Raw genomic sequence first — 14,425 nt, forward strand, 5'->3', positions numbered from 1 at the left:
TCGGACCTGCTTGAACCGCCCCTCATCCGTACGGCCCCCACCCACCTCGGGGGCGCAGGGCCGCCGCGCCCCCCGGTGCCCCCGCCACACCCCCGGACGTCGTTGACCGGGCCCGCCGGCCGTGATGCCCTCCCCCCATGCACAACCGCCTGAGCCGGGCCCTGCCCCTCGCCGCCGCCCTCGCCGTCCTGTCCGCCGCCGTCGGCCTGCCCGCCACGGCGGCCACCGCCCCCGCGACGGGAGCCGCCGCCGTCACCGCGTCCCGGGACGCCGCCACCACCGCCACCGCCGACGACCCCTCCTACATCGTCACCGTGCACCCCGGTCTCGACCCGGCCGCCGTCGCCGAGGCCCACGGCGTCACCCCGCTGCACGTCTACCGGCACGCGCTGAACGGCTTCGCCGCCCGGCTCTCGCCCGAGCAGGTCGAGGCGCTGCGGGCGGCCGCCCCGGTGGAGTCGGTCCAGGAGGACGGGGCCGCCTCCTCCGGCGGCGCCCGCTGACGCCGGCCGTTCCCCGGCGCGCCCCGGAGGACGTGCCCTACGTCCGGTACACCCGCAACCGCGAGACCTCGTACGACATTTCCGTCACCTCCGGGCCGGGCGCCGGGTGGTAGCGGCCGGCCGAGACCGAGAGGTTCACGATGAGGTAGGCCCACCAGGACCGGCCCACCCCCTTGCGGTCGGCGAACACGCGGGCGCCGTTGACCCACCAGACGACCGAATTCCTGCCGAACTCGACCTTGAGGTCGACCCAGGCCCCGGGCCGCACCGACGGGTCCCGGTGGTAGCGGTGGGCCTGGCGGACGTGGTTGGAGAGTTCCAGCAGGTCCGGGTTGTCGGGGTGGTACTCGAAGACGTCGATCTCCTGGTCGCCGTCCCGCCAGGTCCAGATCGCGGGCCAGGCGCCCACCTCCACGGGCAGCCGCACCCGCGCCTCCAGCACGTCGCCGGTGCGCAGCGCGAAGCCCTCTTCGCTGCCCTCGGTGGTGAGCAGACCGGTGTCCCAGTTGCCGTCGGGGCGGGGCGTCGCCCGGAAGACGCCGCCGCGGCTGTAGTCGGGGTCGGCGACGAGGTGGTCGAGCTTGTTGTCGCCCGGGTTGGTGGGGCCGCCGTCGGGATAGGCCCAGGAGCGGCCCGCGACCCATTGGGTGGTGGAGGAGAAGTCGGCGGTGAAGACGGGAGTGCGCCGGGGCGAGGGCAGCAGCGGTCCGCGGCCGTCCCCACCGCCCGGGGTGACGCGGCGCGCCAGGCGCCGTAGCCATGCGAGCGTGTCCGTGACCATGGGAATGTTCTTCCCGCCCCGGCCTGGCCCCACTCCCGCGTTCTCGCTGAGAGTAATCATACGAACACGCTCAGCGCGTGGCGGCCGCCCCGAGCGCAGCTTCGACGAAGGCGCGGATCAACTCCGGGGACTTGACCCCGCGCTCCCGCTCCACCCCGCTGGAGACGTCCACGCCCCACGCGCCGGTGGTCTCGACGGCCGCCCGGACGTTGGCGGGGGTGAGGCCGCCCGCGAGCAGCCAGCGCCCCTCGGGCGCGGTGAACTGCGCGGAGCCCCAGTTCCACGGCGTGCCGGAGCCGGGGTCGGGGGCGTCGAGCAGCAGCAGGTCCTCACCGAGCTCTCCGCAGCGCGCCACCTGCCCGGCGGTCGCCCGCAGCAGCGTCCGGCCGGGGGCGCGCAGCGCCGCGTAGTACTCGGGGCCCTCGTCCCCGTGGAGTTGCACGGCGCGCACACCGCTGTCCTCGGTGAGCCGCCGGACCTCCTCGATCGACTGCCCCCGGTACACCCCGACGGTGAGCACCCCGTCCGGGACCCGGGCGGCGAGCGCGCGGGCGGTGGCGGCGTCGACGGTGCGGGGGCTGCCGGGGGCGAAGACGAACCCGACGGCGTGCGCGCCGGCGCGGACGGCCGCGTCGACGTCGTGCGCGGTCCGCAGGCCGCAGATCTTGATGAAGGGTTCCGTCATGTCTGTAGTCAACCTCAGAATGAGCGGATGAACGACAAGGGAGTGCAGATCAGCACGGGTGGTCCGGATGCCGGACTCGACGAGCGGCTGAGCAAGGAACTGGACGCCTTCAACCAGGCGGCGACCACGGGGCACGAGCAGTCCGAGTTCACCGTGCGGATCACGGACGCCGACGGCTCGCTCGTCGCCGGGCTCAGCGGCTGGAGCTGGGGCGACCGGGCGGGCATAGAGATGACCTGGGTGCGGGAGGACAGCCGGGGCGGCGGCTGGGGCGGCAGGCTGCTGGCCGCGGCGGAGGCGGAGGCGCGCCGCCGGGGCTGCGTGAGCGTCCTCGTCTCCTCCTTCACCTTCCAGGCGCCCGCCTTCTACGCCCGGCACGGCTATGTGGAGACGGCCCGGGTGCCGGGCTTCCCGGGCGGGCACGAGGACGTGTACTTCCTCAAGCAGCTCTGAGCCGGCCGGAGCGCCGCCGCCCGCGGGCCGGAGCGCCGCCCCGCCGGACCGGCGGCCTCCCGCCGGACGCGGCCCCCGCCGCCGCGCGCCGCACAACGCCCGAGGGCGGCACCCCCCGCGGGGGGTGCCGCCCTCGTTCGAGAACAGCCGATCAGCCGGGGCCGATCAGAAGTCCATGTCACCACCCGGCATGCCGCCGCCCGCGGGGGCACCGGCCTTCTCGGGCTTGTCGGCGATGACGGCCTCCGTGGTGAGGAACAGCGCGGCGATCGACGCGGCGTTCTGCAGCGCGGAGCGCGTGACCTTCGCCGGGTCGATGATGCCCTCGGCGATCATGTCCACGTACTCGCCGGTCGCGGCGTTGAGGCCCCAGCCCACGGTGAGGTTGCGGACCTTCTCCACGACGACGCCACCCTCGAGACCGCCGTTGACGGCGATCTGCTTGAGCGGAGCCTCCAGGGCGAGCTTCACGGCGTTGGCGCCGGTCGCCTCGTCACCCTGCAGGTCGAGCTTCTCGAAGACCGAGGAGGCCTGGAGCAGGGCCACGCCACCACCGGCGACGATGCCCTCCTCGACGGCCGCCTTCGCGTTGCGAACGGCGTCCTCGATGCGGTGCTTGCGCTCCTTGAGCTCGACCTCGGTCGCGGCGCCGGCCTTGATGACGGCCACGCCGCCGGCCAGCTTCGCGAGGCGCTCCTGGAGCTTCTCGCGGTCGTAGTCCGAGTCGGAGTTCTCGATCTCGGCGCGGATCTGGTTGACGCGGCCCTGGACCTGGTCGCTGTCACCGGCACCGTCGACGATGGTGGTCTCGTCCTTGGTGATGACGACCTTGCGGGCGCGGCCGAGCAGGTCGAGACCGGCGTTCTCGAGCTTGAGGCCGACCTCCTCGGAGATGACCGTGCCACCGGTGAGGATGGCGATGTCGCCGAGCATGGCCTTGCGGCGGTCGCCGAAGCCCGGGGCCTTGACGGCGACGGACTTGAAGGTGCCGCGGATCTTGTTGACGACCAGGGTCGACAGGGCCTCGCCCTCGACGTCCTCGGCGATGATCAGCAGCGGCTTGCCGGACTGCATGACCTTCTCCAGGAGCGGCAGCAGGTCCTTGACCGAGCCGATCTTGGAGTTGACGATCAGGATGTACGGGTCGTCGAGGGACGACTCCATACGCTCCATGTCGGTGGCGAAGTACGCCGAGATGTAGCCCTTGTCGAAGCGCATGCCTTCGGTGAGCTCGAGCTCCAGACCGAAGGTCTGGGACTCCTCGACGGTGATGACGCCTTCCTTGCCGACCTTGTCCATGGCCTCGGCGATGAGCTCGCCGATCTGGGTGTCGGCGGCGGAGATGGAGGCCGTGGAAGCGATCTGCTCCTTGGTCTCGACATCCTTGGCCTGGGCGAGCAGGGCGGCGGAGACGGCCTCGACGGCCTTCTCGATACCACGCTTGAGGGCCATCGGGTTGGCGCCGGCCGCCACGTTGCGCAGGCCCTCGCGGACGAGCGCCTGGGCGAGCACGGTCGCGGTGGTCGTACCGTCGCCGGCGACGTCGTCCGTCTTCTTGGCGACTTCCTTGACCAGCTCGGCGCCGATCTTCTCGTACGGGTCCTCGAGCTCGATCTCCTTGGCGATGGAGACACCATCGTTGGTGATCGTGGGGGCGCCCCACTTCTTCTCAAGGACGACGTTGCGACCCTTGGGGCCAAGGGTGACCTTGACGGCGTCGGCGAGCTGGTTCATCCCACGCTCGAGACCGCGCCGGGCCTCCTCGTCGAACGCAATGATCTTGGCCATCTGAAGTGGTCCTCCCGGACAGCGGTGGATTGCTCCCAGGACCGCGCCCGCGCCCGCGACGGACGGCCTGCGTGTTCGGCGGTTCCTTCCCGCCGAACCCCGCGGGCCTCACCGACCCGGTCCTCGTTTCAGTAGCACTCTCACCTGGAGAGTGCTAACGCCAATGATTAGCACTCGACCCCCGCGAGTGCAAGCGGCTTGGACGAACACCCCGGTGAACACGTGTGGACACACCCCCACGCGCGAGGGGCCCACATCCCGTCTCCGGGATGTGGGCCCCTCTGTACGCGTGGGCGGTCGATCGCGCCAGTACTAGCCGAGTGCGAGCTTGACCATGTCCGCCTGCGGACCCTTCTGGCCCTGCGAGATCTCGAACTCGACCCGCTGACCCTCTTCAAGGGTGCGGTACCCGTCCATCTGGATGGCGCTGTAGTGGACGAACACATCCGCACCACCGTCGACCGCGATGAAGCCGTAGCCCTTCTCCGCGTTGAACCACTTGACGGTGCCCTGAGCCATGCCTAACTCCCCTATTACTGGCCCTTGCGCAGGAACGCACTTCGCGATCCCGGGTCATCACTTGCGTCGGAACGCGTCGACCGAGGCTGAATGTATCCGCGCCGGTGCTGTCTGCAACAGGTCAATCCGACGAGAATTCTGGACACGGGGAAATATCGAAAAAGACTGAAAATCCGGCAGATTCCCGGGCAACTCGGGCCCGGCATAGCTCGCCAATAGCCCATAGCGCACTTGCACATTGACCCGATGTCGACCCTGGCGCGACCGGTTCATATGCGGGTGGCAAGACCGGCGGAGGGGACTTCCCCAACCCTACCGCGCCCAATCAAACAGAATTACCCCCTCCGCTTATTAACGGAGGGGGTAATTACGGTTTCCGGCGCCCGAACGGTCAGCCCCCGGCGACCGCGGGAATGATCGAGACGCCCGCGCCGTCCGGCGTCGCCGCCTGCAGCCCGCCCTCGAAGCGCACGTCGTCGTCGTTCACGTAGACGTTGACGAACCGGCGGAGCTTGCCCTGGTCGTCCAGGACGCGCGCGGCGATGCCCGGGTGGCTCTTCTCCAGGGACTCGATGACCTCGGCGAGGGTGGCGCCCTCGGCCGGGACCTCGGCCTGACCGCCGGTGTAGGTGCGCAGGATGGTGGGGATGCGGACGATGACGCTCATGGCGCTACTGCCTTTCCGGGAGTATCAGGGGAGGGTCAGGCCAGGCCGGCGGCGCGGAACGCGTCCAGGCTCGGGCGGATGGTGGCGGTCTGGCCGCTGTCCGCGGCCACCGCCTCCAGGGTCTTCAGGCCGTCACCGGTGTTCAGGATGACGGTGGTCAGGGCGGGGTCCAGCTGCCCGTTCTCGATCAGCTTCTTCGTCACGCCGACGGTCACGCCGCCCGCGGTCTCGGCGAAGATGCCCTCGGTCTGGGCGAGGATCTTGATGGCCTCGACGACCTGCTCGTCGGTGACGTCCTCGACGAAGCCGCCGGTGCGCCGTGCGATGTCCAGGACGTACGGGCCGTCCGCCGGGTTGCCGATCGCCAGGGACTTGGCGATGGTGTTCGGCTTCTGGGGGCGGACCACGTCGTGACCGGCCTTGAAGGCGGTCGACACCGGGGAGCAGCCCTCGGCCTGGGCGCCGAAGATCTTGTACGGCCTGTCCTCGACCAGGCCCAGCCTGATCAGCTCCTGCAGACCCTTGTCGATCTTCGTGAGCTGCGAGCCGGACGCGATCGGGATGACGATCTGGTCGGGCAGCCGCCAGCCGAGCTGCTCGCAGATCTCGTACGCCAGGGTCTTGGAGCCCTCGCCGTAGTACGGGCGCAGGTTGACGTTGACGAAGCCCCAGCCCTCGCCCAGCGGGTCGCCGATGAGCTCGGAGCAGAAGCGGTTCACGTCGTCGTAGTTGCCCTCGATGCCGACGAGCTCGCCGCCGTAGACACCGGCCATGACGACCTTGCCCTGCTCCAGGTCGTGCGGGATGAACACGCAGGAGCGGAAACCGGCCCGGGCGGCCGCGGCGCCGACGGCGCCGGCCAGGTTGCCGGTGGAGGAGCAGGAGAGGGTGGTGAAGCCGAAGGCGCGGGCCGCCTCGACGGCGATGGCCACGACGCGGTCCTTGAAGGAGTGCGTCGGGTTGCCGGAGTCGTCCTTGACGTAGAGCTTGCCGGTGACGCCGAGTTCCTTGGCGAGGTTGGCCGCGTCCACGAGCTTGGTGAAGCCGGGGTTCAGACTGGGCTTGGACGCCACGTCCGCGGGGACCGGCAGGAGCGGCGCGTAGCGCCAGATGTTGTTCGGGCCGGCCTCGATCGCGGCGCGCAGGGCGGCCGGATCGCCCGTGGGGAGGTCGTAGGCGACTTCCAGGGGTCCGAAGCACTCGACGCACGCGAAGAGGGGGCCGAGTTCGAAACGGGTACCGCACTCGCGACAGGAAAGTCCGGTGGCGGGTCCGAGATCGACAGAGGTGGGAACAGTCTGTGCAGCCATGATGGCGAGGCCCTTTCTCCTCATCTTCCCCATGGCGCACTTCGCCATGAGACGGAATTGGCACCTTCCCTAGCCGGGGCCCCGCAGGATGCGTGTCGCATCACGAGAACCGACTGGAGGGTTGCCGGGGCTTCAACGGGCCGTGTCCCTCTGCCCCTCTGGATGAGCGGTATGGCACCGGCACACGCGCTCTGTGGCGCGCCGGTGCGTTTGTACGCGAAGGGCCCCCGGCATGCGGCGGTCCTGCGCGTTGTTCAAGACTGTAACCGAAGGTCCGTGGCGTTGAGACAGGCGTCCGAACCGCGAGATGGATCACTTTTCGGTCAATCCGACCAAGCTGCAGGGAGTACTCAGGGTGCTGGAAGAGGTGGAGCGCTGGCTGGCCGACCGCTCCTGGTCCGCCGCCGACCGACCGCTCGACCAGTTGCTGGAGCGCAAACGGGCAGCTGGGACCACGGTCAGCGTGGTGCTGCCGGCGCTCGACGAGGAGGCGACGGTCGGCGCGATCGTCGAGGTGATCCGGCGCGATCTGATCGAGGGGCTGCCGGTCCCGCTGGTGGACGAGCTGGTCGTGGTCGACTCGGGCTCCAGTGACGCTACGGCGGACGTCGCGGCGAAGGCGGGCGCCCACGTGGTGCACCGGGACGACATCCTGCCGCGCATCCCCGCACTGGCCGGCAAGGGCGAGGTGCTGTGGCGCTCCCTGCTGGCCACCACCGGGGACGTCGTCTGCTTCGTCGACGCCGACCTGCGGGACTTCTCGGCCACCTTCGTCTCCGGCATCGTCGGGCCGCTGCTGACCGAGCCGGACGTGCAGTTCGTGAAGGCGATGTACGACCGCCCGCTGGCCGCGGGAGCCGGCGCTGCCGCCCCGGGGGGCACGCCGGAGCAGGGGGGCCGGGTCACCGAACTCGTCGCGCGCCCGCTGCTCAACCTGCACTGGCCGCTGCTGGCCGGCTTCGTGCAGCCGCTGGGCGGGGAGTACGCGGTGCGCCGCTCGCTGCTGGAGCGGCTGCCGTTCCCCGTCGGGTACGGGGTCGAGCTGGGCCTGCTGGTCGACGCGCTGCACACGGTCGGACTGGACGCGCTGGCCCAGGTGGACGTGGGCGTACGGCTCCACCGCCATCAGGACGGTCAGGCGCTGGGCCGGATGGCCGCCGCGATCTACCGCACCGCCGAGCTGCGGCTCGCGCGCGGGCACTCCCTGGGCCACCGCCGGGGGTATCCCCGCGTCCGGCCGGAGCTGACGCAGTTCGAGCGGGGGCCGGGCGGCTTCGTGCCGCGCACCCACCCGGTGGACACCGAGGAGCGGCCGCCGATGCTGGGCGTCGCGGAGTACGCCCGGCGGCGGGCGGCCTGACGGGTTCGGGAGTTTGCGCGGGGCCGGGCCGGGCTAGGTTCGCGACATGGCTTCATCTCAGGTACTCGTCGCCGCGAACCGCGGCCCGCTGTCCTATTCCCTCGATGCGGAAGGCACCCTCAGCTCCCGGCGCGGCGGGGGCGGCCTCGTCTCCGGCCTGTCCGCGGCCCTGGCCCGGCAGCCGGAGGCGCTGTGGATCTGCGCCGCCCTGTCGGACGCCGACCGGGAGGCGGTCCGCCGGGGCGTCTCCGAGCCCGGGGTCCGGATGCTGGACATCGATCCCACGACCTACGACGACGCGTACAACGGCATCGCGAACTCGGTGCTGTGGTTCACCCACCACCACCTGTACGACGTTCCCCGCGAGCCGGTCTTCGACGCGGAGTTCCGCCGCCGCTGGGCGTCGTACACCGCCTACAACCAGGCCTTCGCGCGGGCTCTGGCGCAGGAGGCCGCCGAGGGCGCCCGCGTCCTGGTGCAGGACTACCACCTGGCGCTGGTCCCGGGGGCCCTGCGCGAGCTGCGGCCCGACCTGCGGATCGCGCACTTCACGCACACGCCGTGGGCGTCCCAGGAGTTCCTGCGGATGCTGCCCGACGACGTGCGGCGGCAGCTGCTGTGGGGGATGCTCGGCGCCGACGTGGTGGGCTTCCACACCTGGGCGTGGGCGCACACCTTCATGGGCGGCACGCACCTGGACGACGAGCGGGGCACCGCCGCGCCGGCGTTCCCGGCGGGGGCGGCGCCCGGAGAGGGCCGGTACGTCGAGATGTCCCCGTCGGGGCCGGTGCGGCACCGGCGGACGGACGTGGCGGTGTACCCGCTGGGCGTGGACGCGGACGAACTGCGCGCGCTGGCCCACCGGCCGGAGGTGGACCAGAAGCTGGCCGAGCTGCGGGCGCAGGTCGGTGACCGCAGGACGATCGTCCGCGTGGACCGCACGGAGCTGTCGAAGAACATCCTGCGGGGCCTGCTGGCCTACCGGGAGCTGCTGACGGTCCATCCCGAGTGGCGGGGCCGGGTGGTGCACCTGGCGTCCGCCTACCCCTCCCGGCAGGACCTGAAGGTCTACCGGGACTACACGGCGGCCGTCTCGGAGCTGGCGGCCGAGATCAACGCGGAGTTCGGCACGCGGGACTGGCAGCCGGTGCTGGTGGCCGTGCAGGACGATTTCGCTCGGTCGCTGGCGGCCTACCGGATGGCGGACGTGGCGCTGGTCAATCCCGTGCGCGACGGGATGAACCTGGTGGCGAAGGAGATCCCGGTGGTGTCGGAGGCGGGCTGCGCGGTGGTGCTGTCCACGGGGGCCGGGGCGTACGAGGAGTTCCGCGAGGACGCGCTGACGGTGAACCCGTACGACGTGTCGGAGACGGCCCAGGCTCTGCACGCCGCGCTGTCCATGCCGGCCGACGAGCGCGCGGAGCGCACGAAGCGCCTGGCCGCCGCGGCGACGGCGCTGCCCCCGGCGGCCTGGTTCGAGGCCCAGCTCGCGGCCCTCACCCCCTGAGGTCCCCGCGCCCGCACGCCGGCGAGCCGGACGCCCCGGATTCGCCGGCGTGCGGGGCGGCGCGGAAGCGGGTCAGTCGCGGACGGCCGCGGCCAGGGCCGCGAGGAAGGAGACGACCGCGGCCGGTCCGGGCAGGACGAGGTCGGCGCGGGACGCCAGCTCCGGCACCTCGGCGGAGCCACTGCACACCAGCAGTCCCGGCAGCCCCTCGGCCCGCCGCTTCTCGACCGCCGAGTAGGCGGCGAGGTCGCCGAGGTCGTCACCCGCGTACAGCACCGCCTCCGCGCCCGTCTCCGCCAGGAACCCGGTGAGGGCGACGCCCTTGTCCACCCCAGGCGGACGCAGTTCCAGGACCGCCCGCCCGGGCTCGACCATCAGCCCGTGCCGCGCCGCGAGCTCGCCCAGCGGCCGGCGCAGGGCCTCGAAGGCCGCCTCCGGGTCGGCGGCGCGCCGCGTGTGCACGGCCAGCGCCCGGCCCTTCTCCTCGATCCAGGTGCCCTGCCAGGCCCCGATGGAGTCCAGGAAGCCGGGCAGCTCCGCCCGGACCGCCGCCACCCCGGGGTGCTCGGCGGGGGCGTGCACGATCCCGCTGACGGCGTCCCAGCGCTCGGCGCCGTAGTGGCCGAGGACGACCAGGTGTTCCAGCCCCGGGACCCCGGCGAAACCGCCGTGGCGCACGGCGACGCCCGCCGGCCGGCCGGTGACCACGGCGACGGAGGCCACCTCGGGGGCCAGCGCCGCCAGGGCGGGTACGGCTCCGGGATGGGCCCGCGCCTGGTCCGGGTCCGGGACGATCTCGGCGAGGGTGCCGTCGAAGTCCAGGGCGACCACGGAACGCCCGGGTCTGCGCAGCAGGGCGTCGAGGCCCTCGCGCCCGGCTGCGGTGACGGGCATCGGCAAGTCGTGCGGATGGCTCCCCATACGGACGACCCTAAACGGTCGCACCGGGCGACGGCTATGGCGGGGGCCACCCGCCCCCGGCCACAGCACTAGCTAGCGCCTGGCCCGCTGGGCCTCGCGGATGCGGCGCAGGCGGTTGACCGTGCCCGGTGCGTGGGCCAGCGCGCGGGGGTCGTCCATCAGCACGTTGAGCAGCTGGTAGTAGCGGACCGGGGTCAGCCCCAGCCCTTCCCGTATCGCCCGCTCCTTGGCCCCGGGACCGGGCCAGGTACGTCCCTCGTACGCGAGCACCGCGGCCTCCGTGGCCGTCAACCGCCCGTCGTCCGTCATACCGCCAGATTAACGCCGCCCACCGACACCGGCCCGGCCCGGTTCAGCGGGGGTCGGCCGCCCGGGCCTTCGTCGCGATCTCCTCCAGCACCCTCGCCGGCTGCCCGCCCGGCTCGACGGCCTTGCCGATGTTCTGCTTGATGTCCTCGCTGACGCCCGCCCAGGACTTCTTGCCCACCGGGTAGAGCCGGGAGGACGGCAGGGCGTCCAGGAAGGTCTTCAGCTGCGGGGCGGCCCCGCCGGCCGCGGCGGCCTGCGCGGCGCGGTAGCCGGTGGTGGTGACCGGGAGCAGGTCGTACATGGTGGTGAAGGCGGTCACGTTTTCCGCCTCGTAGAGGTGGTCCAGGAACTTCCCGGACTCCTTGCGGTGGCCGTTCTTGAAGGCCATCACCCAGTCGGCGACGCCCATCGCCGACTGCTCGGTGCCGTCGGCGGTGGGCAGGGTGACCATGCCGAACTTCACGCCCTTGCCGGCCGCCTGCTTGATCAGGGTCGGGTGGCCGTTGAGCATGCCCACCTCGCCCCGCGTGAAGGCGTCGAAGGCGGCCTGCCGGTCCAGCTTCCCCGGTTCGACCGGTCCGGTCAGGCCCTGGCCGACCATCTTGTCCCTGAGGAACTCCAGCGCCTTGACGTTCTCGGTGGCGTCGAGGGAGTACCGCTCCTCGTTGTCGGTGTAGCCGCCGCCCCCGGACAGCATCCACATCATCGTCTCGGCCTGGGCCTCCTCGCGGCCCAGCGGCAGCGCGAAGGGGGTGGGGACGCCGGCGCCCTTGAGCTTCTTCGCGGCCGCCTCCAGCTCCGCCCAGCTCTTGGGCTGCCAGCCGTTCCTGGCGTCCTTCGCGAGGACGCCGGCGTCGGTGAGCAGCTTCTCGTTGTAGAAGAGCAGCCGGGTGCTGGCCACGAAGGGCAGCCCGTACTGGACCCGCTTGACCTTGCCCGCGTCGGCGAGCGGCCCGAGGAAGTCGGCCTCGGTCTTCACGGAGAGCAGTTCGTCGGCCGTGTAGAGCTTGCCCGCCTCCGCGTAGTCGGCGTAGGCGCCGATCTGCGCGATGTCGGGGGCCTTGCCGGCCTTGACCATCTCGGCGACCTTGGCGTCGACCTCGGACCAGGAGTAGACGCTGACCTCGACGTCGATGCCGGGGTTGGTCTTCTCGAAGTCCTCGGCGAGCGTCTTCCAGTAGGTGGCCGACGAGTTCTGCGGATTGTCCCCGTACTCGGCCGCCACGACCCGCAGGGTCACCTCGTTGTCCCCGGTGAGCCCGTCGACGGCTCCGCAGCCGGTCAGTGTCGCGGCCGTCAGGCACAGTGCGGCGCCGGAGGCGGCCAGGCGCAGGTATCGGCGGTTCACAGTTCTCGTTCCACCCCTAGTCGTACGTACGATCCACGTAAGGTCTACACCACTTTGGCCGCTAATCCACATCCGCGGTCCCCGATTTGTATGGCCACTCAACAATCCCCCTCAATGGACTAGACCTTTCCCCGTGAAGCACGCGAGACTGTCCCCTGTGAAACCCGTGAAACACGTCATCGCCCTGGATGTGGGCGGCACCGGGATGAAGGCCGCCCTGGTCGCCGCCGACGGCACCCTGCTCCACGAGGCGCGCCGCGCCACCGGCCGCGAGCGGGGCGCCGACGCCGTCGTCGAGACGATCCAGGACTTCGCCGCCGAGCTGCTCGCCCTCGGCCGCGAGCGCTACGGACGCTCCGCGTCCGCCGCCGGAGTCGCCGTGCCCGGCATCGTCGACGCCGAGAACGGCATCGCCGTCTACGCGGCGAACCTCGGCTGGCGCGACGTACCGATGCGGGCCCTGCTCAGCAGCCGGCTCGGCGGGATCCCGGTGGCCCTCGGCCACGACGTGCGCACGGGCGGCCTCGCCGAAGGACGCATCGGCGCGGGCCGCGGCGCCGACCGCTTCCTCTTCGTGCCGCTGGGCACCGGCATCGCCGGAGCCATCGGCATCGCGGGCCGCATCGAGGCCGGCGCCCACGGCTACGCGGGCGAGATCGGGCACATCGTGGTCCGCCCCGGCGGTCCCGCCTGCGGCTGCGGCCAGTACGGCTGCCTGGAGACGCTCGCCTCCGCCTCCGCCGTCTCCCGCGCCTGGGCGGCCGCCTGCGGCGACCCCGAGGCGGACGCCGCGCACTGCGCCAAGGCCGTCGAATCCGGTGACGCGCGCGCCCGGGAGGCCTGGCTGGCGGCCGTCGGCGCCCTCGCCGACGGCCTGGTCACCGCCATCACCCTGCTCGACCCGCGCACCCTGATCATCGGCGGCGGGCTGGCGGAGGCGGGGGAGACCCTCTTCGCACCCCTACGGGCGGCCGTCGAGGAGCGCGTGACGTTCCAGCGGCTCCCGCACATCGTTCCGGCGGCCCTCGGGGACACCGCCGGATGCCTGGGCGCAGGGCTGCTCGCCTGGGACCTACTCGCCACGGAGGTACCTGCCTGATGTCCGGAAGCGCGCACAGCACTGTTCTCTCCGGCGCCAGGGTGGTGCTGCCCACCGGAACCGTGGCCAACGGCAGGGTCATCGTCGACGGCGGCCGCATCGCGGGCAGTGCCCGGGAGGGCGCGCGGGTCGTGGACCTGTCCGGGCACTGGATCGTCCCCGGCTTCGTCGACATGCACAACCACGGCGGCGGCGGCGCCTCGTTCACCTCCGGCACCGCCGAGGAGGTCCTGCGGGGCGTCCGCACCCACCGCGAGCACGGCACCACCACCCTGGTCGCCTCCACCGTCACCGGGGACCTGGACGAACTGGCCCGCCGCGCCGGTCTGCTCGCCGAACTCACCCGGCAGGGCGAGATCGCGGGCATCCACTTCGAGGGCCCGTTCATCAACGCCTGCCGCAAGGGCGCCCACAAGGCGGAACTGCTGCGGGACCCCGACCCGGCCGAGGTCCGCAAGCTGATCGACGCCGCGCACGGCGCGGCCCGCATGTTCACCCTCGCCACCGAACTCCCCGGCGGCCTGGAATCCGTACGGCTGCTCGCCGAGCACGGGGTGATCGCCGCGATCGGGCACACGGACGCCACGTACGAGCAGACGCGCGCGGCCATCGACGCGGGCGCCTCCGTGGCCACCCACCTCTTCAACGCGATGCCGGGCCTCGCGCACCGGGCACCCGGCCCGATCGCCGCGCTGCTGGAGGACGAGCGGATCACCGTCGAGCTCATCAACGACGGCACCCACCTGCACCCGGCGGCACTGGAACTCGCCTTCCACCACGCGGGCGCGCACCGCGTGGCCCTGATCACCGACGCGATGGACGCGGCCGGCTTCGGCGACGGGACCTACCACCTCGGCCCGCTCGAGGTCGAGGTCAAGGAGGGCGTGGCCCGCCTCGTCGAGGGCGGCTCGATCGCCGGTTCGACGCTGACCCTGGACACCGCCTTCAAGCGCTCGGTCACCGTCGACAAGCTGCCCGTGGAGTCCGTGGTCCAGGCGATCTCCGCCAACCCGGCCAAGCTGCTCGGCCTCTACGACGAGATCGGCTCGCTGGAGCCCGGCAAGCACGCCGACCTCGTCGTCCTGGACGCCGGGTTCGACGTCCGGGGCGTCATGCGGCGCGGCGAATGGGTCGTCAGCCCGCCCGCGCAGCCCGGCCCCTGACGGCCAACCGGC

At 72.0% G+C, this 14,425-nt stretch carries 15 protein-coding genes and 1 riboswitch; of the genes, 6 read left to right on the top strand and 9 right to left on the bottom strand.

Features of this window, described 5'->3' with window-relative positions; all coding sequences use genetic code 11:
* Positions 1-137 precede the first annotated feature (137 nt).
* Positions 138-503, top strand: a complete 366-nt coding sequence (locus AC07FY_RS14145; RefSeq protein ID WP_479005175.1) for a protease inhibitor I9 family protein — start codon at positions 138-140, stop codon at positions 501-503.
* A 37-nt stretch (positions 504-540) separates the two neighbouring features.
* Here the strand turns inward: AC07FY_RS14145 and AC07FY_RS14150 are convergent, their stop codons facing one another.
* Both AC07FY_RS14150 and AC07FY_RS14155 read right to left on the bottom strand, forming a co-directional pair.
* Entirely contained in the window at positions 541-1,284 is a 744-nt protein-coding gene (locus tag AC07FY_RS14150; protein WP_479005178.1) for a LamG domain-containing protein, read from the bottom strand.
* A gap of 70 nt (positions 1,285-1,354) precedes the next feature.
* The gene (locus AC07FY_RS14155; protein WP_479005181.1) at positions 1,355-1,969 is read right to left on the bottom strand and encodes a phosphoribosylanthranilate isomerase; all 615 of its coding nucleotides are present in this window, start codon (positions 1,967-1,969) and stop codon (positions 1,355-1,357) included.
* 27 nt (positions 1,970-1,996) lie between these two features.
* Between AC07FY_RS14155 and AC07FY_RS14160 the strand changes: the two genes are divergently transcribed.
* Positions 1,997-2,422 (top strand): GNAT family N-acetyltransferase, encoded by a 426-nt coding sequence (locus AC07FY_RS14160; RefSeq protein WP_479005184.1) that lies wholly within the window; start codon positions 1,997-1,999, stop codon positions 2,420-2,422.
* 165 nt (positions 2,423-2,587) lie between these two features.
* Here AC07FY_RS14160 and groL read toward each other — a convergent pair whose 3' ends face one another.
* The 4 genes from groL to thrC form a co-directional block, all read right to left on the bottom strand.
* Positions 2,588-4,210 carry a chaperonin GroEL gene (gene groL, locus AC07FY_RS14165; RefSeq protein WP_479005187.1) on the bottom strand — a complete coding sequence of 541 codons (1,623 nt, stop codon included), beginning with the start codon at positions 4,208-4,210 and terminating at the stop codon, positions 2,588-2,590.
* Between the two features lie 312 nt (positions 4,211-4,522).
* Entirely contained in the window at positions 4,523-4,729 is a 207-nt protein-coding gene (locus tag AC07FY_RS14170; protein ID WP_030009783.1) for a cold-shock protein, read from the bottom strand.
* A 391-nt stretch (positions 4,730-5,120) separates the two neighbouring features.
* Positions 5,121-5,396, bottom strand: coding sequence for a MoaD/ThiS family protein (locus tag AC07FY_RS14175; protein WP_479005190.1), 276 nt, complete (start codon positions 5,394-5,396; stop codon positions 5,121-5,123).
* A 35-nt stretch (positions 5,397-5,431) separates the two neighbouring features.
* Positions 5,432-6,730, bottom strand: a complete 1,299-nt coding sequence (gene thrC / locus AC07FY_RS14180; RefSeq protein ID WP_479005193.1) for a threonine synthase — start codon at positions 6,728-6,730, stop codon at positions 5,432-5,434.
* A riboswitch (SAM riboswitch) is annotated at positions 6,724-6,875 on the bottom strand. Its footprint overlaps the gene before it by 7 nt.
* 186 nt (positions 6,876-7,061) lie before the next feature.
* Here thrC and AC07FY_RS14185 point away from each other — a divergent pair.
* Both AC07FY_RS14185 and AC07FY_RS14190 read left to right on the top strand, forming a co-directional pair.
* Positions 7,062-8,066, top strand: coding sequence for a glucosyl-3-phosphoglycerate synthase (locus AC07FY_RS14185; protein ID WP_479005195.1), 1,005 nt, complete (start codon positions 7,062-7,064; stop codon positions 8,064-8,066).
* Between the two features lie 46 nt (positions 8,067-8,112).
* On the top strand, positions 8,113-9,573 hold the full coding sequence (locus tag AC07FY_RS14190) for an alpha,alpha-trehalose-phosphate synthase (UDP-forming) (RefSeq protein ID WP_479005198.1): 1,461 nt from the start codon (positions 8,113-8,115) through the stop codon (positions 9,571-9,573).
* Positions 9,574-9,645: 72 nt separating this feature from the next.
* Here AC07FY_RS14190 and otsB read toward each other — a convergent pair whose 3' ends face one another.
* The 3 genes from otsB to AC07FY_RS14205 all read right to left on the bottom strand — a co-directional run bounded on the left by otsB (position 9,646) and on the right by AC07FY_RS14205 (position 12,151).
* Complete coding sequence (gene otsB, locus AC07FY_RS14195; RefSeq protein ID WP_479005200.1) at positions 9,646-10,494, bottom strand: trehalose-phosphatase; 849 nt, start codon at positions 10,492-10,494, stop codon at positions 9,646-9,648.
* A gap of 72 nt (positions 10,495-10,566) precedes the next feature.
* Positions 10,567-10,803, bottom strand: a complete 237-nt coding sequence (locus AC07FY_RS14200; protein ID WP_479005203.1) for a DUF3263 domain-containing protein — start codon at positions 10,801-10,803, stop codon at positions 10,567-10,569.
* Positions 10,804-10,846: 43 nt separating this feature from the next.
* Positions 10,847-12,151, bottom strand: coding sequence for an extracellular solute-binding protein (locus tag AC07FY_RS14205; protein ID WP_479005206.1), 1,305 nt, complete (start codon positions 12,149-12,151; stop codon positions 10,847-10,849).
* A gap of 166 nt (positions 12,152-12,317) precedes the next feature.
* Between AC07FY_RS14205 and AC07FY_RS14210 the strand changes: the two genes are divergently transcribed.
* Both AC07FY_RS14210 and nagA read left to right on the top strand, forming a co-directional pair.
* Positions 12,318-13,250, top strand: a complete 933-nt coding sequence (locus AC07FY_RS14210) for an ROK family protein (RefSeq protein ID WP_479005491.1) — start codon at positions 12,318-12,320, stop codon at positions 13,248-13,250.
* A complete protein-coding gene (gene nagA, locus AC07FY_RS14215) occupies positions 13,250-14,413 on the top strand; it encodes an N-acetylglucosamine-6-phosphate deacetylase (RefSeq protein WP_479005209.1) in 1,164 nt (387 codons plus the stop codon). Before AC07FY_RS14210 ends, nagA begins: the two co-directional genes overlap by 1 nt.
* Positions 14,414-14,425 lie beyond the last annotated feature (12 nt).

The sequence above is a fragment of the Streptomyces sp. NPDC045967 genome, from assembly GCF_056430495.1.

Bases quoted from the DNA above. Each gene is read 5' to 3' on its own strand.
- nagA (WP_479005209.1), top strand. From the start codon at position 13,250: ATGTCCGGAAGCGCGCACAGCACTGTTCTCTCCGGCGCCAGGGTGGTG.
- AC07FY_RS14200 (WP_479005203.1), bottom strand. From the start codon at position 10,803: ATGACGGACGACGGGCGGTTGACGGCCACGGAGGCCGCGGTGCTCGCG.
- otsB (WP_479005200.1), bottom strand. From the start codon at position 10,494: ATGGGGAGCCATCCGCACGACTTGCCGATGCCCGTCACCGCAGCCGGG.
- AC07FY_RS14170 (WP_030009783.1), bottom strand. From the start codon at position 4,729: ATGGCTCAGGGCACCGTCAAGTGGTTCAACGCGGAGAAGGGCTACGGC.
- AC07FY_RS14175 (WP_479005190.1), bottom strand. From the start codon at position 5,396: ATGAGCGTCATCGTCCGCATCCCCACCATCCTGCGCACCTACACCGGC.
- thrC (WP_479005193.1), bottom strand. From the start codon at position 6,730: ATGAGGAGAAAGGGCCTCGCCATCATGGCTGCACAGACTGTTCCCACC.
- AC07FY_RS14155 (WP_479005181.1), bottom strand. From the start codon at position 1,969: ATGACGGAACCCTTCATCAAGATCTGCGGCCTGCGGACCGCGCACGAC.
- AC07FY_RS14160 (WP_479005184.1), top strand. From the start codon at position 1,997: ATGAACGACAAGGGAGTGCAGATCAGCACGGGTGGTCCGGATGCCGGA.
- AC07FY_RS14150 (WP_479005178.1), bottom strand. From the start codon at position 1,284: ATGGTCACGGACACGCTCGCATGGCTACGGCGCCTGGCGCGCCGCGTC.
- AC07FY_RS14190 (WP_479005198.1), top strand. From the start codon at position 8,113: ATGGCTTCATCTCAGGTACTCGTCGCCGCGAACCGCGGCCCGCTGTCC.
- AC07FY_RS14145 (WP_479005175.1), top strand. From the start codon at position 138: ATGCACAACCGCCTGAGCCGGGCCCTGCCCCTCGCCGCCGCCCTCGCC.
- groL (WP_479005187.1), bottom strand. From the start codon at position 4,210: ATGGCCAAGATCATTGCGTTCGACGAGGAGGCCCGGCGCGGTCTCGAG.